Raw genomic sequence first — 24,200 nt, forward strand, 5'->3', positions numbered from 1 at the left:
CACAACATATTTGTAAGATTATACACAAAATAACTGAAGTCCCCTTTTTATAGGGCGTCAAAATTCAGCCATCAAGTAAGGATATTTAGTGGTGGAAGAAAAAGAAGAAAGAGTATTTCCTTGGGTAGTCGTTCAGCTAGGCCAAGTAACGACCGTTGAGGCCATGTTTAGACTGCAAGAGCAGGCCCTAATTTTTTTCAATGCTCTAGCCAAGGACAAACAGAACCGTAATCGATTCCAGGTCAAGCACTGTTCAAAGCTAAAGCTGAAGGAGTGATATGCGATCGCAGATTATTCTAGCCATCAGCCTAGGCTTAGCGCCCTGGCTAACGGCCTCAAGCTGTATCGGCAAGGTTGTATCAGCCACCGTTAATACAGTCGCTGACGAGGTTACGAGCAGCAGCTCAGCCATGGCTGAAGATATGGAAGTAGGGCTAAGTTCTAAACCTGCCATGCCCCCAGCGGGCCTACAGCCCTATGCCCTAGATGGTGCGTTGAGTGATGCTGACATAAACGCCCTGCTGCATCTCAGCTGGCCTCAAAAATACGAATCCATAATTGATCGGTTTGGGATGCCAGCCTACCGGACCACAGACCAAGACTTTTATCAGCTGCCCTATGGTCGGTGGGCAGCTATCAACTACACAGGGAGACAGGCAGTTAGTTACAGCCTGGGCGATAGCCAGTGACAGAACAGCAACTAGAATGGCGTGCGATCGCAATCAGTGAACTAATCGACCTACTCTACTTACTCAACAGCGATACAGAATTTACGGTGCAAAATTTTCAGCAGCGAATCCTATTACTTTCAGAAGAACATCAAAGTCCAGTCAACAATTAACTTTAGACCTTAGTCCAATGTAAAAACAAGAAAAACCTTCACATATTCTGTGAAGGATTGATTTTCTTGTTAATACGGGTCAGCTTCGATGACTTAAAGGAACTAGGATCAAACCGCCTGATGAGTCCCATGGAAAAAGGACGAAACTCTTAAAAACTAAGAGTCGCGGGATTCCCGCAGAAGGCAATTTTGTTTTGTGCTAAAGATGGCCAACAATAATTGTTAGCTTCAATTTATACCGAACTATTGCCTTCTTTGAGTCGCTGCTTTAAGGGTAGTTTGGCCATTTTTTGGCTTAAAGGAATAACGATCAAGGCTCTTCAAACATGGTAAAAATAATCGGGTGCGACTGTGGAAAAGATAGTCTGTATGTTTGTGTTGTTGATAAAGCTCCAAGAGATTTCAAAAGCTTTAGTAGAAGCTATAAGCCAAAAATTCTCAAAATTTCCCACGAGGCAATAGATTGGTTAATAGAAGAAAATGCAGACTGCTACGTACTAGAACCAACTGGATCATATTCCTATATATGGGTTGACCAGCTTAAAAAGCATGGAAAGGACGTGAGGTTAGTCAGCCCTAGGAGAATCACGGCATACCGTTCTTATAAAGGGGTTAATAACAAAAAAGACAAAGAAGATGCAGCCGCGATCGCGGTTTATGCTTTAGAAAATTACTTTAATTCCAGTGCCTTTATCGGGATAGAACAGATGGAATTAAAGGAACATTTTCTAGCATTAAAAAACACCATCAATAATAGAAATCCAATGATAAATAGGCTATGCCAACGCCTATGCTATGAAGTTCCTGAAATTGTAAACACGGTTGAAGATTCCGGTAGAAGTTGGCTAAACCCTAAACCGCCCGCAATCCTCAGATTTATTGCAGGAGAACCAGACAACCCAGAAGACAGGCACAGAAAGAAACGCCAAGAAAAAGTAGACAACACAATAGGTAGAGGTATAAGCGACCACAGCAAGTTATTAGCAGAGCAGATATGTCATTTACACAAGGTAGAATATCCGCTTGAAATTAAGGTGGACAATATTTTATCAGACGAAAAATTTGCCAAATACAGCAAAGTTTTTGACGAGTTCCTAATGGGTCCAAAGACAAGGTTGTCTTTGACATGTGCAATATACCCATTTGAAAGTTTCCTAGAAGATGGGAAAGAGATCGTAGAGTTTATATCTAGTACCGACAAATCAAAAAATAAGCGCACCAGGCGAAACCGAAGCGAAGGAGCTTTTAAGTTAAGCCTAGGCATGGGCTTAATTTTCAAAGAATCTGGCACTAAGAAAGGATGGGTCAAAGGGGGGCCTAAACACGCTCGAGCAACCTTGTGGACTTACGTTACCACCACAATCCTAATGAATAGGAAAATGAAAACCGCTAACGCCGACATACAAACGGCAGTAGCGACACTTGGTAACCCCAAGGTTAGTCATTGGCTAAATACAGAGCTTATTAAGGCAATTGCGGCACTAACTGACACTACCGAAGAAGTTGCAGCATTACGACTGCACTACATGTATTTAAGGCCAAATGAAGCTAGCTTTAAGCGCCGATCTGCCACAGCATCAAGATTGACTAGAAGAATGTATAAGCTTCTAGCCAAAGAGTTTGTTCAAAAATGAAACCGTAGCCAGATGCGATCGCACCAAAACGAATTGCGATCGCATCTAGTTTAATAAGGTGAGAGTGACCAGTAGGAAAAGTCCTATCTCTATAAAGTCCAACGTCTCACCTAAAATAATAGAGACTCTAAGGAACTTTAGCAAGATTCTTCGCTGAAAGCTGGAATAAAAGCGGGATCAAGTTGCCTTAGTTCTGGCTAATTTGGGGTAGGGTGATTATCCCCTAGGGAGTAAATCGTTTTCCATGGCCATTGGCTCCCTAGGGTATGATGCGTTGAAATATATGCTTACGTTAGCTTCTAGCCTCAATGAGGCATCCCTGAGGCATCCCTGAGGTACCCCTGTGACCCATGACGACCCTAAGGCTCAGCAAGCATTGGCTCTATCAGCCCAGGCAGCCCCTTCAGACTTTGTGCACCAATCGGTACTAGCTAAGGAAGTTTTGGCGGGTTTAGCGCCGAAATCCAATGGTTATTATTTGGATGTCACGGTGGGCGGGGGCGGCCACAGCCGCTTAATTTTAGAAACCGATCCGACGATTCGTCTGCTGGCCCTAGATCAAGACCCCAACGCCCTGGATGCGGCCCGGCAGAATTTGGGGGAATTCGGGGATAGAGTAACGTTTTGGCAGGGCAATTTTGCGGAGTTTTCACCCCTGGATCAACGCTTTGATGGAGTGTTGGCGGATTTGGGGGTGAGTTCGCCTCAATTGGATCGCCCCGAGCGGGGATTTAGCTTTCGCCACCAGGGGGCACTGGATATGCGCATGGATCCGACCCAGGAATTGACGGCGGCTGATTTGGTTAACCGTGGGGCAGAGCGGGAACTGGCGGATATTTTTTATAACTATGGTGAGGAGCGGCTTTCTCGTCGCATTGCCCGTTGCATTGTGGAGCGTCGACCGTTCCAGACCACAACGGCCTTGGCGGATGCGATCGCATCCAGCGTGCCTAGCAAGTACCGCCACGGTCGTATTCATCCTGCCACTCGGGTGTTTCAGGCATTGCGCATCGCTGTCAACCGAGAGTTGGAAGTCCTCGAACAGCTGATTGAAGTTGGGCCCAGCTGGCTAGTCCCCAGGGGGAAACTGGCCATTATTAGCTTCCACAGCCTAGAGGACCGTCGGGTCAAACATGGCATGCGCGACCATGAACAGCTCAATGTGCTGACCAAAAAGCCGATTATTGCCAGCGATGAAGAAGTGCGGCGCAACCCCAGGGCCCGTTCGGCAAAACTGCGGCTAGCAGAGAGAATTTAGGGCAATGGGATTTAGGGCAATAGTGCCTGATAGGGTGTTACCCCCGTTAGGGTGAGGGTATAGTCAAAGCTAGTCCCATCGCTGATTTGCCAGTCCGTTATCAATCCATGGGCATCGACCACAGGGAGGGTGCCCTGGGGACTGACCACGGCAAAATATACGTCGGTTTGAGGCAATGCAAAGTCCTGGATCGATGCCTGTAGACTATCTGGGTCACTTTGGGTGAGGAGGCGACCGTCCTGGTCAAAGACGAATAGTTGGGAATCGCCCCCAATGTAGGTACGGGTGACGTCTAGCTCGAGGGAAACCCGATCGCCCAGACGGGCTAAAAAGCTGTAAACCTGTTGGTCACCGTTGACGCGGCCCCCAGTGACGTTAAACCCATGGGTCGTATCTAAGGGATTTGCCCAAGCCGTCAATAGCTCTGGGCTGTTGGCGGTGAGTTCCGCTGGAATGAGATTGGCCGTTGGCTCAATGTCGTCATTTAATTCAATGATGGGGCGACGATTGGCCAGGGTGGCTAGGGCTCGGTTCCAATCTAAGGGTTGGGGCTCAGGGGCAGTGGGTTGTTGATCGAGGGTGATAAATAGGGATTGGGTGCGATCGCAACTGGATGAAGCTTGAGGCGGTAATGAACTGGTTTGCCATACCTGTAACTGTCGTCTAACCCCCAATAGCTCTTGCCGATAATCAGGTGATACCTCCTCCGAAGCCATCAGCCCGCTAGTAATATCGATGGCTTCCTGCCATTGTCCTAAACAAATAGCCCGCTCCAGCTGGGCCAAATCGTCGTCAATTGTATGGGGCAATGACTGACCATAGGCCCCCATTGTCCATCCCCCCACTAGGGAAAACACCATAGCTAACCCTAGACCAGGAGAGCAAAACATACCCATAGTTTTCCACCTATATGAACCAAACCTGCTATGAACTAACTACTATGAACTAAACCATATGAGCCAAAATCAACCAAACCGTACTTAGCCCATAGCCCACCAATAGTTCACACAATAAGCCCACAGTGTAAGGCTACCCCAACCTATATTATTCTCCTGCTGACGATGGATGAATTTGGATGGATGAATTTGGGTTGAAACAAGTCTAGTTGTCTATGTATCTCCCTGGGCACACTAAGATTGATCGGTAAATATAAGAATTCTGCGCTGAATCCTGTCAAGGATTGGACCTAATGTCCCAAGTATCAGACATACCCCACGATGATATGAGTTCTGACACTCACACACGGCTCAAGCTTCTCGTTGTTGACGATGAACTTGATAACCTGGAGTTACTACATCGCACCTTTAGACGTAGCTACGATGTCTATCGGGCAAGTAGTGGGCAAGAAGCGCTAGCTTGCTTAGCTGAGCATGGCGAAATGGCCATCATTATTTCCGATCAACGCATGCCAAAAATGAATGGCACGGAATTTTTGAGCCTGACCACGGACGCCTACCCCGACACCATTCGCATTGTCCTGACTGGGTACACCGATGTGGAAGACCTAGTAGATGCGATCAACTCTGGTCAGGTGTTTAAGTACATCACTAAACCTTGGAAACCCAATGAGCTGCGGCAGGTGATCGATCAGGCGGCCAATACCTATCGCATGGTAAAGCAGCGTACCCATGATTTATCCCGTTCCCTAAAGCAAGTAAAACTCTACAACTCAATTACCACGACTATCCGCCGCTCATTAGACTATGCCAACACCCTGCAGACAGTAGTGGAAGCCCTAGGGGAAGGGTTTGAAGCCGATTACGCTGTTTTATATCCAGTGGATGCTATCGAACTCGGCCAGGCACCCCAGCCCGTTACCTATGCAAAGACTGGTGAATCCATCCCTGATTTGGCTGACACAGCAGTACCTAGCCAAGAGCTGATTTTAGACAAATTCCCCTATGGTGACGTTACCCTCACCCGCCTAGTCGCCAGGTTTACAGACCAAGATACGCCATTAGCCTCCATTGCTCTGTACCAGATTGTGGGCACCTGGGACACCACTACCGTCACCCTGATGAATAGCATCTCGGAACAGGTGGTGATGGCGATTTCCCAAGCCAAACTCCACCATCATATTCAGCGCCAAACTGAACAGATGCAAACTGAATTACGGGTGGCGCGGCAAATTCAACACAAGTTACTCAATCAGGTGTGGCCTGAGATACCGGGTATTAAGATCCAGGCCCAATGCCAAGCCGCCCGAGCCGTAGGGGGTGATTTCTATGAGGTTTTTATCCATCCCCAGGGCGATGTTTGGTTAGCGGTGGGGGATGTGTCTGGCAAGGGCGTACCCGCAGCCCTATTTATGGCCAGTGCCATATCGCTCCTGCGGAGAGAATTATCTGCCAGCCAGTCCCCCAGTCCTGTCATGGTGATGGCCAATCTCAATCAGTCCCTCTACGCTGATCTGGTTAATAACGAACACATGATCACCATGGTGTTGGTGCGATATACCCCAGGGATGAAGGAACTGGGGTATGCCAATGCAGGTCATATTTACCCCCTGGTGTGGTCACAAAAAAATGTTGTCCAGGGAACCGTTTCTCCCTCTGAGCCGATTTATTTAAAGGGAGGCAACAACGTTCCCCTAGGAATTTTGCCTAGGTGGCGGGCAGAGGCAGGAAATATAACCCTCAGCGTAGGTGATGCCCTATTACTGGCCAGCGATGGCATTACCGAAGCCTCTGTCACTGTCGATGGGCAGCAAACAATGTTAGGTGAAGCTGGGCTATGGCAATTACTTTTGGAGCAAAAAACTGGACTCGATCTTAATCGTCTACTGACTCAACTGAATACCACAGACAGTGAACAGCATGACGATCAAACAATTTTGTCTTTGGAGGTAGCGTTTTAACCGATGAAAACTGAACTTGCTATCCCCAGTGATTTAAAGTTTTTAGTGGTGGTGGAAGGCTGGCTACTCAGTTCGCTCAAAGCTGAACTGGGGAACACGGTCGGCCTAGATTGGCAGAAGACTGAAAACCGTCTGCGGTTAGTCATTGTTGAGGTCTATTCCAATGTCGTTCGCCATGCCCATCAGGATCGCCCCGAAATTCCCGTGGTTTTAAGGTTGGGCCTTGAGGGCAGTTTCCTGTCCTTAAAAGTTTGGGATGAAGGGGATGGGTTTGATCTGCGTGACTACACAGCCCCCAGCCCTAGTAACCCCCAAGAGGGTGGTTATGGCTGGTTGATTTTGCACCAGCTGATGGATCGCGTCGATTATCAACTTAGGGGTGGCGATGGTCGTAACTGTCTGACCTTAGAAAAGGATCTAGGGTTAATGGTTGATTATGCGAAGAAAGTTGAAACTTAAGGGAGTATGGGCTGTCCCTGTTACCTTTGTCCCGTTCCCATGGCTCGACCCACGCCCGGCTCAATGTTTATAAAACCAAAGAAAACCCTGGTCAAATCCCTGGGGGGGGCTAGATAACCCCGTCAGCCAATCACCCTCGGTTTGGGTCTCTATCAGGCTCCGGAGAGCAACCCCCCGGGGACTTTCTTTAATATCTCTAGACACGATCAATCCACAAATCCCTTGGGGTGCCAACAGGTTAAAACACCGCTCAATAAACAGCCAATGTCGACGTAGCTGGGTCCGTTGGCGCTTCCCCTTGAGCAATGGGCTTTGGTGATCGTAATTGGGGGAGCGATAAAAATAGTCGGTCAATAATGAATATTGGCTCTGGTAAAACAGCCAGGCATTAGCGATGTCAGGGTCGGTGTTAAGTAATGAACGTTTGGCTGTTTTGAATGTGCAAATGTCAATATTCTTTTGATGGGTTAAATCATAAAATTGTTGAAAAAATTCTTGGGTGGTGGGTCGAAAGGGCCCCTGGGGAGGTCGGGTCAAAATCATATTAAATCCCCTTGCTCGATTCAACACATGGTTAAAGTGATAACCCCAGTGGCACGGCTGTAACACCGCTAGATCTTCAACTTGGAGTAATCGCCGTCTGGGGGACTCCAACAGTTGGGCAGATTTAAATTGGATGCCTAGGGTTTGGCTAAACTCCGCTAACAACAGCTCATCTAGTTTCGCCTGGGCTTGATTGTCAAGCTGATTGATCCGATCTCGGAAATATTCTAGCTTGGCGTAATGGGGAATACCTTGTTGCAGTTCTTCCAATAGATAGGCTTGGGAGCGGTAGTGTTCTAAGGCAATGTTTTTTTCTGCGAGAATAGCGCGATAGTTTTCGGCCACTAGTGGTTGCAGCAGATTGCCTTGAAGGACGGTCTCCGTGGCGCGTAACCGATCAAACCCGGCCTCATCTACTCGAATAAATCCCAATAGGCTATTGCCCGTAACAATGTTGAAATCAAGACTGGGCAGGGGTTCAATATCTTGGGGCTGCTGGGCAATGGCCACCAATCCTAGGAGTAGCTGGAGTCGGGCAATGTCAACCATCACTGGATTGAGATCTACACCGTAGAGACCGTATCTAAAGATGCGGCGGTAGATGGTCTGCAGCAGAGAAGAATGCTCGGTCTGTAAGCCTACTCCCCAGATAGCCAGCTGGCTATCTGGGGAGTAGGTTAACTGGCCAATCAGCACACTGTAGGTATCTACTAACCGATGTTGTAGGGCAATGAGGAACGTGCCCACTCCACAGGCTGGATCGAGGACTGAAAACTGGGGCAAAATCGTCTGGATCAGCTGACGCAGATGTTGAGGGTGACCGGAGAAAAGAATATCCCAAAAATCAGGGGCCGATGGCCCCGGCTCGATGCCAAGATGTCGGAGCATATACTGATTGAGGATGAGGTCACAGCACACCTCAAGCGCACCTGCCGTTTCCGCTTCGTTTTGGGTATGTACTATACCCTCTTCGGTTAGCACCTGTTCGAAAGCAAAACCTAGGGTGCTGGCCTGCCAGCTATTGCCCACCTGCTGCCACAGGGGGGACTCAAACCAGACCAGAATTGCTTCAAACGGCGCATCTGGAATGTCAATCTTGGCATACTGCCTCTCTAAGGGATGGGTATAGAACACATCTCCCAAGTAGGGCACTTGACCGACCCAGCCAATGTTGCGAGGGCGTTCCAGTAGCGGCAGGGAAAATCCCTGAGTGCATAAGGGTTGCAGCACCTGCCGAAAGAAGCCATCCCGCTGACGCTGTTGACTGTGTCCCAGTTGGTTGTGGAGATACCAGATGTTGCCATCTAACAGCCCCCGCTGCTGCAGCATGTGAATGATAATTAAGCGCTGGAGTAGCACCGCTGCATACCAGTGCCGATCGCTTCGGTCGTGGATGCCAGTAATGCTACTACTTAGCTGGTCTAGGTGCTGCCGTAGCTGCTGGGTAAACTCAGCGCAGCAGAGTGGCTGGGGCTGTAAATTGAGAGCCCCTAGGTTGGGGCTGTAGTTGGCTAGGTACTGTAGTCGGGCATGCCACCCTGCCAGGGGCTGTTGGGGAATAAAGACCAATGACTGGGCGATATGGGGGCTGCTTTGCCAGTACCAGAGACTGCGACACCGTTGGCGATCGGTAAAGATCAGCAGGGGTTGGGGGTATTTTCGATGGATGGATTGATACAGCCTGGTCTTGAGTTTTACGCTCAGGTCTTGGGGGGTATTGAGTTTGATTTCCCAAATCCTGACATTTTCCCGTTGGGCAATACAGTGGGCTCGGTAGGGGTGGTTAAAGGCTCGGGTTGCGATCGCACGCCCTTCCACCGGCGCCATCCAACCCAGCACATCCTGAAACAACGTAACCAGTTTTAGAGACTGCAGGCACGTCTCCGCCTGTTGCATGTCGAAGCCCATGAGCGCCCATTAAAGATAACAAGCCATGGCATCAGCCAGTTTTGGCTATTTGCTCAGCTTTCTTTCGAAACCGCTCTAAGTCAGCCTGCAGCGTAGAATCCACAATCCCTCGCAGCCATCCATTTTCCATAAACTTAGCTAATACGTTGGGAACGGAATAGGCTAAGGTCATTTTGACTGTGCTGCGTCCCTGTTGATGCCCATAGAACCGAATGGCCCCGCGATTGGGCAACCCATCCACCGATTCCCATTGCAAAATCTGATGGGGCACCACCTTGACCGTACGGGATAGCCAAGTGAATTCCCACACACCGGATGCCAACTTCCAACGGGACATTTCTGGCTGATCGGCTAGCAATTCCACCGAATCAATCCATTTCATCCACTGGGGCATCTGTTCTAAATCAGACCATAGGGCCCAAACCAAGTCGATGGGAGCCTCCACATCAACATGTACGCTGTGCTCAAGCCAATTTGCCATGGGGGTATGGGCAGGTGGGGGAAAATAATAGGGACAGGTATATGGGAATGACCCCACGGGGGCAAACCTATGGGGGAAGGATACGGGCTATGGAAGCCATTAAAAGGTTAACGGCGAATGTGCGCTGCCAGGGCGGTTACATTCCCATGATCCCATAGCCGGAGTCAACGTATAAAATTTGACCCGTTACCCCTGAGGCTAGATCGCTACATAGAAAGGTTGCTGCATTACCTACCTCCGATTGGGTAACCGTACGGCGTAGGGGTGCCACCTCTTCTACATGGTGAATCATATCGAGAATTCCGCCCACCGCTGACGACGCTAGGGTACGAATGGGCCCAGCCGAGATGCCATTGACCCGAATATTGCTGGGACCCAGCTCCGCTGCTAGATAGCGCACATTCATCTCTAGGGCTGCTTTGGCAATACCCATGACGTTGTAATTAGGGATTACCCGGACTCCGCCTAGGTAGGACAGGGTAATAATGCTGCCCCCTTCCCCCATTAATACTTTGGCCTGCTGAGCTAGCTTCACTAAGGAGTAGGCACTGATATCCAGGGCTGTCTGGAAACCCTGGCGTGATGTGTCACTAAAATCCCCCGTCAGGTCATCCCGATTGGCAAAGGCTAAACAGTGAACCAGGATATCTAAGTGGCCCCAACTTTCCTTAACTGCATCAAAGGTGCCCTTGACCTGGTCATCGTTCTGCACGTTACAGGGCAGAAACAGACTGGGATTTAAAGGCTCGGTCAAATCCCTCACCTTATTTTCCATCCGGCCCTTTTCATCAGGCAGGTAGGTCACACCGATATTAGCGCCGGCCTTGCTCAACTGCTGGGCAATGCCCCAGGCGATTGAACGATTATTAGCAATACCGGTCACCAGGGCATTTTTTCCAGTCAGGTCTAGCATGGTAATTGGGGAGAGCGTATCGAAATTAATTTAGTCCGGCTACGTCGTTGTCGTGGCCCATAGGAGCATACTGAAAAATGGCCCCCTGTGGATAGCTTTGCTATTTGTATCAATGAATACATTAAACCCGACGAACTTGGGTTTTATTGGTCTTAAAGTCAGGGAATCTTGCTAATTCTAATTAAATCAAGTGATGCACATGATTTTTTCGGGGACATCTGCTCCTTGACTTTTAGTTATTGCCTGAAGGATTAGTTTGTAGTCTTGCCATGGCTAACCCATTTAAAATCTGAAATCTCAGGTTTTGTTCTATAGTTCTCAGTTAACCTTAGCTTTTCCTTGGCTTAAGCTTTTGCGATCGCACACCCCCCACCACCGTGACTACAGATAAACCCCTTGCCAATCTATTACGGCAGCTATCCACAGGCTCATTTCCCCCTGTAGCCGAAACCTATGAGCGCGGTAAAACGATATTCTTTCCTGGCGATCCGGCTGAACGGGTTTATTTTCTGCTCAAGGGGGCTGTAAAACTCTCTAGGGTTTACGAAGCAGGCGAAGAAATTACCGTTGCCCTGCTCCGGGAAAATAGCGTTTTTGGCGTTCTTTCCCTACTGACTGGTAACCGTTCCGACCGCTTTTACCATGCCGTAGCCTTTACGCCGGTTGAGCTGATGTCCATGCCCATCGAGCAGGTCAAACAGGCCCTAGAGGAACATCCAGAACTTGCCATCATGCTGCTTCAGGGACTATCGTCTCGCATTCTGCAAACCGAAATGATGATCGAAACCCTGGCCCACCGAGATATGGGGTCTCGTCTCGTCAGCTTTTTGCTCATCCTCTGTCGTGACTTTGGCGTGCCCAGCACCAGCGGCATTACCATTGACCTCAAACTATCCCATCAGGCTATTGCCGAAGCCATTGGCTCCACTAGGGTTACGGTCACGCGACTATTGGGGGATTTGCGTCAGGACACCATGATATCCATCCACAAGAAAAAGATCACCGTTCACGATCCCGTCGCCCTCAGCCAGCAATTTGCATAGGGACGCGGTTGCTGCAGTGACCATTAATCGCCACAGGGTCAAACAATCGAGTAACCTATACGAGAGTTTGCTAGGGGCCTGGGTCCCATTGGATAGCGTTAAATGGGCATTGGTCTACTACTGATTACGACCGTGCTCGTTCTCGGTGGTGTGATTGCCACCCTGGGCGATCGCATTGGCATGCGCGTGGGCAAATCTCGTCTGTCATTATTTAATCTACGTCCTCGTCAGACCGCCACCGTCGTCAGCATTGTGACAGGCAGTGTCATTTCTGCCTCTACCTTAGGCCTGTTACTCGTGGCCAGTGAACAACTGCGCAAAGGCCTATTCGAGTTTGAAGAAATCCAGGCAAACCTCGCCGAAGCTCGAGCGGCCCTAGAAAATACCCAAACCGCCAAGGCTGAGGTAGAAACAGCCCTCAATCGAGTCACCCGCCAAAAAATTGATGCAGAAGGTGAACTTACTGAAGTGAACACCTTTCTAGACCAAGCCACCCAACGAGAAACCCTAGTGCGAGAGCGCCTGGGGCAAACTCAAAATCAGTTGGGCCTGGTCTCTGAACAGGCCAATCAGCTCCAAGGAGAAATCGGTCGTCTGCAGCAAGATCGCCAAGTTCTACAAAGCCAGCAAACGGATATTAAGCGCCAAATTGCCCAGCGAGATCGCTCCCTGTCCCAGCGAAACCGAGAGCTACAGCAACGGGATCTCGCCATTGCTGAACGGGATCTCGCCATTGATCAACGAGAAGATGCCTTAGGCAGACTCAAAACTGAACAGGCCTTGCTCGAGGACGAAATTCAACGACTAGAATCTGAATTTCTCAAATTGCGGGCGGGCAATGTGGCTATCAGCCGAAATCAAACCCTGGCGCTGCTGATTACTCGCCCCCAGTCCCTATCGGCAGCCACGGCTGAAATCGAACAGTTACTCGCCGAAGCAAACCGGCTGGCTTTGAATGAGATTTGGCCCGATGCCCCCAACAAAGCTCTGCAGATTTTACGCATCAACTCGCAGATTGTGCGGGAAACAGCCGCATCCATCACGGATGGGCAGCAGTATGTGATCCGTGTCGGTGTTTCCGGCAACTATGTAGTGGGAGAACCCTGTGTGGTGCAGCTGGAAGCTCCCCCTTGCGTAGAAGTCTCGTTGCAGGCAAAACTAAACCGCATTGTTTTTGAACAGGGGGAATCTCTGGCTCGCATTCCCATCGAAACAGCTTATCCCAGTACCCCCTCCCTGGTAGAAGCCCTGCGGACATTAGTCACCAGTGCCCAAATAAAAGCTAGCTTGGAAGGCATTATCATCGTCGATAATCCCAGGGTAGCTGGCGGATTTAGCCAGCCGGTGATTGATTTTCTCAACCAGGTACAAAACTACGGAGCCCCCTTAGACATTGAGGCGGTTGCCGGGCGGCAAATTTTTACCACGGGTCCTCTGGCGTTAGAACTCGTGGCAAGTCGTAATGGTCAACGCCTATTTCAGACCCAGCTCTCTGAGTCCAATTTTTCCGATAGTGAGCCGTAGCTCTGCTGAAAACTGAGGATCAGCGGAGTGGTTATTATCAATTTCTCAAGCAAGTTTATATTTTGTTTGCGGATAGTAACTATATAAGGCGGTGATTCCCGTAAGTATTTTTTAGCGTCTAAAATAAAGCCTAGTTATTAATAAATTCTTTTGACGAAATAAACGTTAGTGAGGATCTTAAAAAGGGGCTGAACAATAGGCCTCGTAGTAATTTTCGGGTACGCACTATCTGACTAACGCTCATTTCTAACTAAAATTTTAAACCTAGTTTTTGTATGAGGCCCTCCGAGTGAGTGACCAGTGTAACTCATCCAGATTGAACCGGTAGGAGCTTTTACGCATCAAGATATCTCCATTAGATGGACCTTGACCTGACCTTGACCTGATCCAGGTTCCATCCATAAATCATCGGTCATTAAGCTGTTTTAAACCCATCCCCATTACAGCCGGAGTAATATGCCATGAAATTTGAAGACATCTATCAGTTCTTTGAAGATCCCCCGCCTCTTTATCTCAATAAGGAGTTGGCAGTTTGTTATGTCCTTTCAGTCCTCATCCGTCGTGATTCCTACGGCACAGAGCTGATTCATGCCATCGAGAATGAGTATCCTGACTATCGGTTGTCAGATACTGTCCTCTACAGCGCTCTTAAGTTTCTAGAAAACCAGGGTGCCATTATGGGCTACTGGAAAAAAGTTGAAGGCCGTGGTCGCCCCCGCCGGATGTATCGTCTACGTCCTGATTGGCAGACAAAGGCCCGGGAGCTAGCGGAATTATGGCAGCGCTATATTCTGGGTCAGCGCAATACTACCCCCCGACGTCGAGCCATGAGCTCATAGCCCAATCCGGCAATCTATGAGGCTGGGTCGCCTGGGTATCAGTCAAACCACATAAGCCATAACTACTGAGCAGCTACTGGGGTATAGTCAATGGGACTCCAGTAGTTGTTTGTTTTTGCTAGGAATAGCCGTTGTGGAAAGTGCAGCAAGTCAGTCAACCTTGTTCCTAACGATGCTGTTAGGGGTGGGGTTGTTCTTTTTTATGAAGGCAGCTACGAAGGATCGTACTGAAGTGGCTGAGTTTTTAGCCGAGCAGTCGCCGGACCTATTACGTCAAAAGCTGCTCGACTATTTTCAAAATCGTGCCTATCGCTTGCTTGAGGAGTCCCCCTCAGCCGATTCTGGTGATTGGGTCAAGCTAGTGGGGCTGGTGAGGCCCAGTGTCTTTATGGCTGTTTTTCTTACTTTTTTAGCGGCCGTAGCGCTAATGTGCTTTGCCTTGGTGCTGGCCACTCTATTTAGTAACTATGGGCCTTTTTTCTTTGTCCTAGTTTTGTTATCCCCCGTGGCTGCCATTGTCTATTGGCAGCAGGCTGAACGGGAGGAGCAAGTTTCATTTCGCATTCAGCCTGCGAATGATGGCTGTAAGTTGAGCGTGCAAGGGCACCGAGATGAAATTATTCAGCTCAAGGCTAAGGCTCCTTTTAGCTAGGATTAGTACAGAAAATTGGACTGTTGGTAGGGGGCTGTTGATGAATGCCAGACCTATAATCTGACCCATAACCTAAAAAGGGAGGCGCAAATGGTACGCCTCCCTGGTAATCTTTTATAGGTTTTGTTTGAACAGGTTAAGTGCTACCAAGGCACTTAACCTGTCTTCTTTAGCCTAAGACCGCTTCTTCTTCTTCTTCACCAATCAAGGCGCGAAGACTGGGGAATAAGAAATGGTTCTCCTCAACATATTGAGCACCAAACAGACCCTTCTCTGCCCAAAAGTACCGGTCAGTGGTATGCTCGTTACGTTTAACCAGTAGTACAGCGGGTGGTTGGATACCTTCAGAATGGATGAAATTACGAGCTGCTGTGACAGGCTTGTCTTCCCCACTCTCAATACTGTATTGAGGAACTGATTCTAAGATACGACGCCCTTCAAGGCGGCGACGACTTTTACGCTTGCGTCTCCGTGCCAAGTTTTTTTACCTCCTATGCGTAATTGGAATAGCGAATTCGTGTATTGATAGTTACAAAACACTTGACTCAGCAAAGTATATCGGTTGTGCCTTAGATTTTCAACTTCTCTTAAAATTGTGGTGTATCTGCTGAAAGTGATTGGTGACAACCTCTTAAATAATTTCAGAAGCACAACACCCTGCATTTACCTGGCTTATCTTGATAAAATTTAAAGTTCTAAGAATTTTATCCGGATGCAGGAAATACTCCAGTCATTTTTCCATTGACCGATTCAAGGCAACCCCATGCCAGCTAGTGCCGAATTAGTAGATCTATGTCAGGCCCACCTGGAGCTATTGCGCCGCACGTTTGGCGAGGTGTCGTCTGTAATCTATCTCACCCTGGGTATGGATTCTGAGGCTGAGCCCATCTTGGTGCCGATCGCTCAGATGTCAGAGTCTGGCGATCTCAATGATTGGCTCAATCCGAGCATTAGGCGGGGGGCTTTGCCTGCGTCGTCCATGACCATGGATGATGCTATATCATCTGGGGCCCTAGTGGCGGGGACGTTGGCCAGTCCAGACTTGGATACACCGATGGAACGGTTAGTGATGCCGTTAATGCACCAGGATATTGTTATGGGGGTATTGGTGATGCTGCGTTCGGATCGCCCCTGGCAGGCTAGTGAGCAGCAGTATTTACAAACGGTTTCGGTCAGTTTAGCGGCGGGTTGTTTTTTAGATCGGCAAAATCAGTGGTTGCATCAACGGTTAAAAACAAAGCAGGCATTGCAAGGGGAACAGTCAGAGGTTTTTCACAACCTATTGCATCAGTTTCGGAATCCTTTGACGGCCATCGGTACATTTGGGAAACTTATGCTGCGTCGGCTTTCCCAGGATGATCCTAACTACCGGCTAGCAGACGGTATTGTGCGGGAGAGTAAACGTTTAACGGAACTGGTGACTGATTTTGATGCGGCTGTTGATGTGGGGGATGTGGATATTGCCCAGGCAGTCACACCGCCTTTATTGCCAGAAAGCTCAGAAAGTATGGATGCTGCCACGCTGCAAAAACCGCTTCTACCGGCCCTAGGACGCTCCTTGGAGGCGATACCTCAGTTTTTGGGACAGGTGCTAGAGCCTTTGATCACGGTCACGGCGGCGGCGGCGAGTGAGCGCCATAGACAGTTTTGGCATTCCCCCCTGGCTATTTTTTCCCGGCAGTTGGTGGTGATTGATGCCCAGGCACTCCAGGAGGTGATTGCTAATCTCCTGGACAATGCCTTTAAGTATGCGCCTGCCCAGGCTTGGGTATGGCTATTGGGGGGATTGAGTAAAGATCACTATGTGGGTATTGTCGTGGGGGATAGCGGCCCGGGCATTCCCCTAGGGGACCAGCCCCACTTATTTGAGCGCAATTACCGAGGAGTACAAGCCCAGGGCACTATTCCGGGTACGGGTTTAGGCTTAGCCATTGCCCAGGCTCTGATTACCCAAATGGGCGGGACCCTTGACCTAGTGAGTCCCCTAAGTTCTAAAGCAATTCAGTCGTCATGGGTGCCTGTGATTTTGGATCAGCCTTTGTCAATGATGGATCACGGTACGGTTTTTATTATTTGGTTGCCGACGCCTGACTAGATCCTGACTAGATTCAGCTGGATTGGTTGCTGCTGGGTTTGACCCCTGAGGAACGTACTGACATGACTCGCTTCAGGGCATCAAACCAAAAACTTGAACCCATGGAAACAGCGACCCCGGTGACTAACCAGCCTAACCAGTGGCGGGGTATGGGTAGGGGCCAGTCAGCTTCTAGAACAGCTTGGGTGGCCAGGAGTTTAGGAGAGCGTCCGATGGGAAGGGAATAGTCTGACAGGGTGGTCTGCACCGCATCCCCCAGGGATTGAAGATCTTGGCTCAGGGATTCGGTATTAATGGGGCCGCTATCGCTAGAGGGGGACACCATGCTTTCTAGGGATACTTGGTCAATGCTTTGGAGCACACTATTGCGTACGGCCTGATCTACGGTGAGTCGGTTGGCCATGTAAAAAGTATCGGCATTCACCAGTGCGGCAATGGTCACCCCTAGCAAAATAGCGACTATTTTTGAATTTCGTCGGTAAACGCCACTGGCTCGATCCATGCCTCGGTCGTACCATTGTTCTAATTCGGTTTGGAACAGCCGTAGCTGATTGTCTGCACCTTGGGCTTTGCTGCTGACGCGCTCAGCTAATAGGGTAAGACTTTCTTGGAGTTGTACCGGTAGCTTCCCTTCAAGACTTTGCCGGAGGGAGGCCAGTTCTCCTGAGCTGCGATCGCTAGAATGCGTTAGTAGGGTCAACAGCTCTTTGAGGGTAGGTTGCAGCTGCCGTACCAGTCCCTCTGAGGCGTCCATGCCGCTGGCTATTTGCGATCGCAAATAGCCCAACCGCCGCACAAACGCCTGGGTTGCCCCATAACTTTCAGGTAAAATCTGCGCCCCTTGATCCGTAAAATGATCTAACTCTGCCATGACCCGATCGGCAATTTGAGCCAGATCGGTACGCCCGGCCCGATAATCCAAAAATATTCTTTCTAGGGATGCTTCCAGGTTGCGCAACTCCACATCCAGCAATGCTCCATCGCCGATGGCCGCCCGCAGTGTGTGGAGGGTATCCCCCAAAGGCAGCATAATCCGCTCCTGGAGTAATCGCTTCAGGCGGGTTTCCACCACTGATTTCTGTAGTCCCTCCAACTGCAACGTTTCCAACAGCGTCGTGGCAAATGCTTCTGACGGAATATAGGAAGGACCCGAGGTTTGCGCCCCAAATACATTGCGGGTACGACTGACCAATCGATAGATCAAGCCAACGCCATGGAGAACCCCGCGGGCCGAGCGAGCAATGACCCCCTGGGCTTCATAATTTAAGTCACGCACCATAGGGCTGGCATATAGACTATCTGCTAATACACGGGCCGCTCGGGCATCGGTAGATTGTCCCCCAGCCAACAGCTGCTCAATCGAATACTTGAGATGTTCAGCTCTCCACTGCAGTAAAGTACCAACGATTTCCTGCGCTTCGCTAGCAATCAAACCCAAGGCCATATATACAAACATCAGCCCGAGGGCAACATCTAAAACTACTGGCAACCCCATAATATTTCTGAATTAAAGCTAAGAATTCAGTCGATTAACCCTGACATAGTAACTATTGTCTACCCATCAAGGTCGTTATCATCGTCGCTATCTCCGACGTTATCATCATCGCTATCGCCATCGACATTAAGCTGCTTTAAGCGAATGTGCTTGCGGCCAAGGGAGATTTCAAACTCATCTCCGGGCTTTAAACCCATCTGCTTTGTGTAGGCAGCACCAATTAATAAATTACCGTTAGATTGCACCGTAATGCGATAGCTCGCACTGCGACCCCCTCGACCATTACCTGTTTGAATACTGTCTAATTGAATACCTTCGGCATCAATCAGCGCATTCATAAATTTCATCATGTTCACACGGACAACATCATTTTTTGTCAACGTGTAATAGCCACAGGCTTTGGCCTTTTCCTCTCTAGAGAGATGCTCTAAGTCTTTAACTTTCTTGAGTAGTGTTTTCCCAGTTAATGGATTTGAATTTGACGGTTTAGCCATTCACCCACATCTCTAACATGAACACATTAAGTAAACAGATAACGAGCAGAATCATACCTGATTGAAATACGTTTATGCACGCTGTTTGAATTTATTTTTTGATAATTACATTAAGAGTTGATTGAACGATTGATTTATTGAGAAAATTCCTAAAAGTCTAATTATTATGGCAGCTTCTGATGTTCATTTTCTCTGATTCTCTCCGGCCTATTCTATTGACTCCAGGCTAAATTCAGCCTTTTTCTAAACCTCAAACTTGGCTGAGTATCTGCCCTAACCATGAAACTTACAACTCGAGGACATTACAGTGTAAAAGCCATGCTCGATCTGAGTTTGCAACCCCATTTAGCATCGGTCAAACTGATTTCCCAACGGCAAAATTTACCTGCGCCTTATTTAGAAAAACTGCTCATTCAACTCCGTCGAGCCGGGTTAGTCGAATCGGTTCGAGGGGCACAGGGGGGCTATCGCCTCGCCAAAACTCCCGATCAAATTTCCCTGGGCCAAATTTTAGACGCCGTAGGAGAACCCATTAATCCTTTGGACTTGATTGCCCCAGAAAAAGCCGAAGATTGGGTCACCTTTACCCTATGGCGGCGACTCCAGGAAAATTTACGGGAGGTGCTGTATGGCATCTCCCTAGAAGAGCTCTATTACGATGCCCGCAGTTGGCAAGCGGCCCAAGGGGAAAACACAAATTTCATGGTTTAGGGCTTGCTAAGGGTGGACTCTTCGTTATGGTTAATAAATAGCTTCTCGCCTTAACCATGGCTAATCAGGTAGTTGAAATTCTCTCTGCAGATGCGATTCGCCGTACCCTCAATCGTTTGGCCTCTGAAATTATTGAACGGACTGACGACCTAGCAGATCTGGTGCTTGTCGGCATCCACACTCGTGGTGTACCCCTAGCCCATACCCTAGCCCAGCAAATGGAACGGCTGGAGGGTACAACCATACCGGTGGGGGAACTGGATATTACGTTTTATCGAGACGATCTGGATAAAATCGGCACTCGCACTCCGGCTAAAAGTGTGATGCCCTGCGATCTGACCGATAAAAAAGTGGTGCTGGTGGACGATGTTATCTTTAGTGGCCGCACGATTCGGGCCGCCCTTAATGCGGTGATCGACTACGGTCGTCCCAATTTAATCCGTCTGGCTGTGCTGATCGATCGCGGCCATCGACAGCTCCCGATTCATCCCGACTTTATTGGCAAATCCCTGCCCACTGCCCGAGAGGAATTGGTTAATGTTCAACTCATGCCAGCGGACCAGAAGGATACGGTGGAACTATTGAAGGGTCTGTAAGAGGCCTTTTTGTCCCTTTTCTGGACCCTTTCTGGATCGGTTAGGCCCGTTATCTGGCTGGGTTAAGCCAGTGGCTGGGGACCCATTCTGGGGGATATAGCCCCAGCCATGCCAAATTTTGGGTGTAGTAGGCCGAATCGCCATCCCAAAAACCATTGGGATCTGCCAGGGTAAGTTGGTTGGCTCGAATCGATTCTGCTACCTCTGCATCTAGATAGCGTAGGGCCTGGTACACCATGGCGTACTGGGATGTGGCTCCGTAATCCACCATAGCCTGACCGGCCAAGTCGATTTGGGCTGGCAGCTGCTGGGACGCTTGCCACTGCTCCACTAGGGCCGGGAGATGATCGTTTAGGTAGTGACCGGCTGGGACCGAGTTGAACCAGGCTAGGTCGAGGGCCACGCGCCACCAGACGCGATAGGCATCAAAGCCATAGATACTTTTGTGCGGAGCTGTGGCGGGCAACGGCCGATAGTGGGGAGCTTCACGGTGGAGTAAAACCCAATCGCTCGGTAGTCCCAACTCCGATAGGGGAGCGCTAGCTTCCAGCATGCTGTAACTGGTGTTCACTAGCTCTAGCCAGTCGTGCTGTTGATCTACCTGGGCAAATAGTCGAAAGGCATAGGGGGCCATGTAGGACGGATTTAATTGCCAGGTGTCCGGTGTTGGGTGGAAAGCCTCTGGGGGGCCAGGTAATAGGTAACGACCGGAGAGGTCGTCCTGCAACGAAATATCGGCTGTGGAGAATTCCCAAATGTCCTTAAGTTTGGTTTTGGCTAAGGTCAAATAGGCTGTTTTTTTCCAATGACGGGCCGCCATAATCAGGGCCGTGGCGGCGTCGATATCGGCATCGGTGGCAAAATTTTGATCTAAAATTCCCCATTTTTTGGCATCCCCCGGAGCCGCATCCGGTCCCCACTTCCAGGCCCATAGATGATCCAGCAGCTCCCCGTCATCATCGCGCCGGGCCAGGTTCTGTTCCCCCCAGGTGAGGACCTGGTCAAAGGTGTTGGCATCATCAATCAGTAATGCCCGCAGCATGGCATAGGCTTGCCCTTCGGAGGTGGTGCGCTGGTCATCGTTTTCCCAATCAATTACCCGGCCGTCGGCTTGAATAAAGCGCTCGCGATAGCGCTGCCAGGTGGTTTCAAAAAAGGACTGATCCGCTGTGGAGTCTGCCACCGCTAAGGTAATAGTGGACGGCATTTGGGAGGGTAGCTCATAGGCGGCTTCTGACTGTACAGGGAGCAAGAAGCAACTCGTGATGGCAACATGTATCAGCACTCCCAGTAGCAAAAAGCAACTCCAGCGCCGTATCTGTTTATAAAACATGCTTGACGTCATGGGTATTGATCCTTTTGTCTGACCACTTGTTTGGCCGATGGCTGTAGTTACTGTCCTAAGGTATGGCAAAAACTGCCTACCCTATTGTTTTAGAAAGTAACCCAGACAATGGGCTAAGGCTTTGTGCCACTATCCTTACCTATAGCCTTAGCCCCATGCCACTCCACTGGTTTCCGCTGGTTTCTGCTAGTTGCCCTGATGGGTTAATAACGCTCCCACACGGGTTGAAAACCTCTATGGAGTAAAAGGCTTTCCTTAATCAGTCTTTCTTGTCGCTCTAAGCCAATACTGGCAGGCACTCGGCTCTGGAGTGCATTGATTTCTTCTAGGGCCTGTAACGGTCGATCGCGGGCTACGGTCAAACTGATGGATGCCTGACGTAGGTTGAGGTCATCGGGGGCGATCTCAATGGCCTGATCGTACAGACGGCGTGCTTCTTGGTAACGCAGCTGTTGAAACCGTACACCGGCTAGGCCGACAATGGCATCAAACTGCTCAGGATTGCGCTCTAGCAGCGTTTCGTAAGCCCTAGAGGCGGTGGTCAGCCGACCCGTATCCTGGGCGATTTGCCCCTGGAGCAGGTAAACCTCGGGCGCGTCGGGATTGTCTGCCACTAGTGCCGCCGCCGCTTCATTGGCCGCATCTGGGTCGGTCATGGCCAGGACTTGAATTTGCCGCTGACGAATGAGCAGCGAACTGGGATTGCTCACCAAAAGAGAGGCATAGAGGTCGCTGCGGGCCGGGTCCGCCGGTAGGGCTCCCACCAGGCTATAAAGCTCGGGGGGATTCTCGTTGGCTGGGTGGCTGGCCAACCATTGATCCAGCACAGACTCCGCCGTTTCCACTGAAATAAATTTACCTTGGTAGGCCAAACTGGTCTGGCCCAGGATTTTAGTATCGTTGCCAGGGTTCAGGGCAATGATGTCTTCATATAGTTCCAGGGCTTCTGCATAGCGCCCTTGCCCCTGATAGATGCCGGCCAGTCCCTGGAGGGCACCGGTTACCACTTCATCATTGCTGGTGGGGTCATTGATTAACTGCTGATAGATGGCGATACTGGTGTCAATATCATCCTGGCGGCGGGCTTGTTCCGCTTGAAACAAGAGCACAGCCGGATCGTTGCCGGCATAGAGCTGCAGCTGTTCTTGGGCCAGCTCTAGTTTGTTTTGCTGGAGATAAATCTGACCTAGACGGTAGTGGAGAAAGGGCTCCGCTGAGGTGGCCGCCAGTACATCCTGATAAAACGGCACCAGTTCCGTATCCGGCGGATCAAGCCTGGCCAGGCTGGTGGCAATATACTGCAGCTGGGTGGGGTTCTCGGGTAGGGTGATGCTGAAGAGGCGCTGTCTTAGTTCCGGGGCTGAAATTTGGGCCAGTTGCCGTTCCCAAATGCTGGCCTGGACATAGAGACTGATGTCATCGGGATACTGGGCCGCTAGCTGTTGGTAGGTTGCTAGGGTGGTGGCCCGACTGCGGGGGTAAACACTCAGGGCATCGGCCGCTTCACGGGCTGTGCCAACGGTCAGTCTAGAGCTCGTCAGTATGCTTTCATAGGCAGCGATGGCGCGGGTCTGGACCTCGGGGGCATCGGTATAAAGACTCATTCCCCTGAGGGCGCGGGCCACCACCAAAGGCTGGTCTGTAATGGTGTCCAGGAGGGCCAGTCCCCTCTCATACTGACGGTTGGCGGCATAGGAGGTGGCTAATTCTGCCTTTAGCTGGGCCTGCTCGGTGGCGTCCCCATTGGCATTGAGGAAAGGTTGTAGCACATCAATGGCGGCTGCGGGGTTACCCTGCTGCCGCAGGGCAAAGCTGTAGGCTTGGGCCTCGTAGATCTTGAGGGTTTGCCCGGCGCTGATATAGTTTTCAAATAGCTCGACGGATTGGGCGGAGCGTCCGCCATAGGCAAACACTTGGGCCGCTCCGATTTGGGTGGCGGTGGTGTGGGGTTGTGCTAGGGCCACATCGTAGTCAGCCACGGCCTCAATCAGACGACCTTCGTAGAATAGGAGCAGGGCGCGTTGCGATCGCACCTCTCCATTCTCTCCATAGCCCGGTTGTGCCAGCAGCGTTGTCAGGGCATCAATGCCAACGCTGCGCCACTCTGGCCGATAGCTACCCAACAAACCCAAGGTTTCCAGAGCTTCAACATTCGTTGGCTCTAGCACCGTCAGCCGTCGAAACGCCTCAAAGGCATTGGCATCCTGTCCTAGTTTTAAATAGGACCGGGCCAACCCCAGCTGGGCCAGGCCAGAATCAGGATACCGCTGCACCGCCTGCAAAAACTTATCTAGGGCCGGGTCAATCCAACCCTTTTCAAACAGTGCATAACCCTCTCGTACCAGCGTTGGCTGATTATCTAGATTGGGTAGCTGAGCCCGGACTGGCTGGGCCAGAAGTAGGGGAGTAGCGGCTAAGAGGTTGAAGCTGAGACATAGACCCAGCGTGCGACGATACCAGTTCATAACAATATGGTTTTAGTTTTTATATCGAGCAATGGGGAGGGTGGGGG

22 protein-coding genes are annotated in these 24,200 nt (G+C 50.1%); 13 read left to right on the plus strand and 9 right to left on the minus strand.

Annotated elements, in window-relative coordinates:
• Positions 1 to 278 precede the first annotated feature (278 nt).
• The 4 genes from VB741_RS16355 (at position 279) to rsmH (ending at position 3,733) form a co-directional block, all read left to right on the plus strand.
• Positions 279 to 689, plus strand: a complete 411-nt coding sequence (locus VB741_RS16355; protein ID WP_323366255.1) for a hypothetical protein — start codon at positions 279 to 281, stop codon at positions 687 to 689.
• Complete coding sequence (locus VB741_RS16360) at positions 686 to 841, plus strand: hypothetical protein (RefSeq protein ID WP_323366256.1); 156 nt, start codon at positions 686 to 688, stop codon at positions 839 to 841. Before VB741_RS16355 ends, VB741_RS16360 begins: the two co-directional genes overlap by 4 nt.
• 326 nt (positions 842 to 1,167) lie before the next feature.
• Complete coding sequence (locus VB741_RS16365; RefSeq protein WP_323366257.1) at positions 1,168 to 2,475, plus strand: IS110 family transposase; 1,308 nt, start codon at positions 1,168 to 1,170, stop codon at positions 2,473 to 2,475.
• A 376-nt stretch (positions 2,476 to 2,851) separates the two neighbouring features.
• Positions 2,852 to 3,733, plus strand: a complete 882-nt coding sequence (gene rsmH / locus VB741_RS16370; RefSeq protein WP_323366290.1) for a 16S rRNA (cytosine(1402)-N(4))-methyltransferase RsmH — start codon at positions 2,852 to 2,854, stop codon at positions 3,731 to 3,733.
• An 11-nt stretch (positions 3,734 to 3,744) separates the two neighbouring features.
• Here the strand turns inward: rsmH and VB741_RS16375 are convergent, their stop codons facing one another.
• A complete protein-coding gene (locus VB741_RS16375) occupies positions 3,745 to 4,629 on the minus strand; it encodes a hypothetical protein (RefSeq protein ID WP_323366258.1) in 885 nt (294 codons plus the stop codon).
• Between the two features lie 293 nt (positions 4,630 to 4,922).
• Here VB741_RS16375 and VB741_RS16380 point away from each other — a divergent pair, with 293 nt between their 5' ends.
• Positions 4,923 to 6,590 (plus strand): SpoIIE family protein phosphatase, encoded by a 1,668-nt coding sequence (locus tag VB741_RS16380; RefSeq protein WP_323366259.1) that lies wholly within the window; start codon positions 4,923 to 4,925, stop codon positions 6,588 to 6,590.
• A gap of 3 nt (positions 6,591 to 6,593) precedes the next feature.
• Positions 6,594 to 7,049, plus strand: a complete 456-nt coding sequence (locus VB741_RS16385) for an ATP-binding protein (protein ID WP_323366260.1) — start codon at positions 6,594 to 6,596, stop codon at positions 7,047 to 7,049.
• Positions 7,050 to 7,109: 60 nt separating this feature from the next.
• Here VB741_RS16385 and VB741_RS16390 read toward each other — a convergent pair whose 3' ends face one another.
• The 3 genes from VB741_RS16390 to fabI all read right to left on the minus strand — a co-directional run bounded on the left by VB741_RS16390 (position 7,110) and on the right by fabI (position 10,894).
• Positions 7,110 to 9,500: a hypothetical protein gene (locus tag VB741_RS16390; RefSeq protein ID WP_323366261.1), complete on the minus strand. Its 2,391-nt coding sequence runs from the start codon at positions 9,498 to 9,500 to the stop codon at positions 7,110 to 7,112.
• A gap of 31 nt (positions 9,501 to 9,531) precedes the next feature.
• The gene (locus VB741_RS16395; RefSeq protein WP_323366262.1) at positions 9,532 to 9,981 is read right to left on the minus strand and encodes an SRPBCC family protein; all 450 of its coding nucleotides are present in this window, start codon (positions 9,979 to 9,981) and stop codon (positions 9,532 to 9,534) included.
• Positions 9,982 to 10,117: 136 nt separating this feature from the next.
• Complete coding sequence (fabI, locus tag VB741_RS16400; RefSeq protein ID WP_323366263.1) at positions 10,118 to 10,894, minus strand: enoyl-ACP reductase FabI; 777 nt, start codon at positions 10,892 to 10,894, stop codon at positions 10,118 to 10,120.
• 377 nt (positions 10,895 to 11,271) lie between these two features.
• Here fabI and ntcA point away from each other — a divergent pair, with 377 nt between their 5' ends.
• The 4 genes from ntcA (at position 11,272) to VB741_RS16420 (ending at position 14,952) form a co-directional block, all read left to right on the plus strand.
• Positions 11,272 to 11,937: a global nitrogen regulator NtcA gene (gene ntcA / locus VB741_RS16405; RefSeq protein ID WP_323366264.1), complete on the plus strand. Its 666-nt coding sequence runs from the start codon at positions 11,272 to 11,274 to the stop codon at positions 11,935 to 11,937.
• A gap of 102 nt (positions 11,938 to 12,039) precedes the next feature.
• Positions 12,040 to 13,461 (plus strand): DUF3084 domain-containing protein, encoded by a 1,422-nt coding sequence (locus VB741_RS16410; protein WP_323366265.1) that lies wholly within the window; start codon positions 12,040 to 12,042, stop codon positions 13,459 to 13,461.
• Positions 13,462 to 13,922: 461 nt separating this feature from the next.
• Positions 13,923 to 14,300: a PadR family transcriptional regulator gene (locus VB741_RS16415; protein ID WP_006515159.1), complete on the plus strand. Its 378-nt coding sequence runs from the start codon at positions 13,923 to 13,925 to the stop codon at positions 14,298 to 14,300.
• A 133-nt stretch (positions 14,301 to 14,433) separates the two neighbouring features.
• Positions 14,434 to 14,952, plus strand: a complete 519-nt coding sequence (locus VB741_RS16420) for a cofactor assembly of complex C subunit B (protein WP_323366266.1) — start codon at positions 14,434 to 14,436, stop codon at positions 14,950 to 14,952.
• Positions 14,953 to 15,121: 169 nt separating this feature from the next.
• Here the strand turns inward: VB741_RS16420 and VB741_RS16425 are convergent, their stop codons facing one another.
• The gene (locus tag VB741_RS16425) at positions 15,122 to 15,430 is read right to left on the minus strand and encodes a DUF3155 domain-containing protein (RefSeq protein WP_323366267.1); all 309 of its coding nucleotides are present in this window, start codon (positions 15,428 to 15,430) and stop codon (positions 15,122 to 15,124) included.
• A 285-nt stretch (positions 15,431 to 15,715) separates the two neighbouring features.
• On the opposite strand from VB741_RS16425, the gene VB741_RS16430 reads away from it, so the two are divergent.
• Complete coding sequence (locus tag VB741_RS16430) at positions 15,716 to 17,047, plus strand: GAF domain-containing sensor histidine kinase (RefSeq protein WP_323366268.1); 1,332 nt, start codon at positions 15,716 to 15,718, stop codon at positions 17,045 to 17,047.
• Between the two features lie 13 nt (positions 17,048 to 17,060).
• On the opposite strand, the gene VB741_RS16435 is transcribed toward VB741_RS16430, so the two are convergent.
• Positions 17,061 to 18,542: a hypothetical protein gene (locus VB741_RS16435; protein WP_323366269.1), complete on the minus strand. Its 1,482-nt coding sequence runs from the start codon at positions 18,540 to 18,542 to the stop codon at positions 17,061 to 17,063.
• A gap of 59 nt (positions 18,543 to 18,601) precedes the next feature.
• Entirely contained in the window at positions 18,602 to 19,036 is a 435-nt protein-coding gene (locus VB741_RS16440; RefSeq protein ID WP_323366270.1) for an AbrB family transcriptional regulator, read from the minus strand.
• 279 nt (positions 19,037 to 19,315) lie between these two features.
• On the opposite strand from VB741_RS16440, the gene VB741_RS16445 reads away from it, so the two are divergent.
• Both VB741_RS16445 and pyrR read left to right on the plus strand, forming a co-directional pair.
• Complete coding sequence (locus VB741_RS16445; protein WP_323366271.1) at positions 19,316 to 19,747, plus strand: Rrf2 family transcriptional regulator; 432 nt, start codon at positions 19,316 to 19,318, stop codon at positions 19,745 to 19,747.
• A gap of 56 nt (positions 19,748 to 19,803) precedes the next feature.
• On the plus strand, positions 19,804 to 20,343 hold the full coding sequence (pyrR, locus tag VB741_RS16450) for a bifunctional pyr operon transcriptional regulator/uracil phosphoribosyltransferase PyrR (protein WP_323366272.1): 540 nt from the start codon (positions 19,804 to 19,806) through the stop codon (positions 20,341 to 20,343).
• A 49-nt stretch (positions 20,344 to 20,392) separates the two neighbouring features.
• Here the strand turns inward: pyrR and VB741_RS16455 are convergent, their stop codons facing one another.
• The gene (locus tag VB741_RS16455) at positions 20,393 to 21,688 is read right to left on the minus strand and encodes a glycosyl hydrolase family 8 (protein ID WP_323366273.1); all 1,296 of its coding nucleotides are present in this window, start codon (positions 21,686 to 21,688) and stop codon (positions 20,393 to 20,395) included.
• Positions 21,689 to 21,891: 203 nt separating this feature from the next.
• Positions 21,892 to 24,153 carry a tetratricopeptide repeat protein gene (locus VB741_RS16460; RefSeq protein WP_323366274.1) on the minus strand — a complete coding sequence of 754 codons (2,262 nt, stop codon included), beginning with the start codon at positions 24,151 to 24,153 and terminating at the stop codon, positions 21,892 to 21,894.
• Positions 24,154 to 24,200: the final 47 nt, after the last annotated feature.

It is taken from the genome of Leptothoe sp. PORK10 BA2 (genome assembly GCF_034932105.1).
In the GTDB taxonomy this organism is placed as follows: domain Bacteria; phylum Cyanobacteriota; class Cyanobacteriia; order Phormidesmidales; family Phormidesmidaceae; genus Leptothoe.

Coding starts and splice junctions, on each gene's coding strand:
- VB741_RS16355 (WP_323366255.1), top strand. CDS start 279: ATGCGATCGCAGATTATTCTAGCCATCAGCCTAGGCTTAGCGCCCTGG.
- VB741_RS16365 (WP_323366257.1), top strand. CDS start 1,168: ATGGTAAAAATAATCGGGTGCGACTGTGGAAAAGATAGTCTGTATGTT.
- VB741_RS16375 (WP_323366258.1), bottom strand. CDS start 4,629: ATGGGTATGTTTTGCTCTCCTGGTCTAGGGTTAGCTATGGTGTTTTCC.
- VB741_RS16380 (WP_323366259.1), top strand. CDS start 4,923: ATGTCCCAAGTATCAGACATACCCCACGATGATATGAGTTCTGACACT.
- VB741_RS16385 (WP_323366260.1), top strand. CDS start 6,594: ATGAAAACTGAACTTGCTATCCCCAGTGATTTAAAGTTTTTAGTGGTG.
- VB741_RS16390 (WP_323366261.1), bottom strand. CDS start 9,500: ATGGGCTTCGACATGCAACAGGCGGAGACGTGCCTGCAGTCTCTAAAA.
- VB741_RS16395 (WP_323366262.1), bottom strand. CDS start 9,981: ATGGCAAATTGGCTTGAGCACAGCGTACATGTTGATGTGGAGGCTCCC.
- fabI (WP_323366263.1), bottom strand. CDS start 10,894: ATGCTAGACCTGACTGGAAAAAATGCCCTGGTGACCGGTATTGCTAAT.
- VB741_RS16410 (WP_323366265.1), top strand. CDS start 12,040: ATGGGCATTGGTCTACTACTGATTACGACCGTGCTCGTTCTCGGTGGT.
- VB741_RS16415 (WP_006515159.1), top strand. CDS start 13,923: ATGAAATTTGAAGACATCTATCAGTTCTTTGAAGATCCCCCGCCTCTT.
- VB741_RS16430 (WP_323366268.1), top strand. CDS start 15,716: ATGCCAGCTAGTGCCGAATTAGTAGATCTATGTCAGGCCCACCTGGAG.
- VB741_RS16435 (WP_323366269.1), bottom strand. CDS start 18,542: ATGGGGTTGCCAGTAGTTTTAGATGTTGCCCTCGGGCTGATGTTTGTA.
- VB741_RS16440 (WP_323366270.1), bottom strand. CDS start 19,036: ATGGCTAAACCGTCAAATTCAAATCCATTAACTGGGAAAACACTACTC.
- VB741_RS16445 (WP_323366271.1), top strand. CDS start 19,316: ATGAAACTTACAACTCGAGGACATTACAGTGTAAAAGCCATGCTCGAT.
- pyrR (WP_323366272.1), top strand. CDS start 19,804: ATGGCTAATCAGGTAGTTGAAATTCTCTCTGCAGATGCGATTCGCCGT.
- VB741_RS16455 (WP_323366273.1), bottom strand. CDS start 21,688: ATGACGTCAAGCATGTTTTATAAACAGATACGGCGCTGGAGTTGCTTT.
- VB741_RS16460 (WP_323366274.1), bottom strand. CDS start 24,153: ATGAACTGGTATCGTCGCACGCTGGGTCTATGTCTCAGCTTCAACCTC.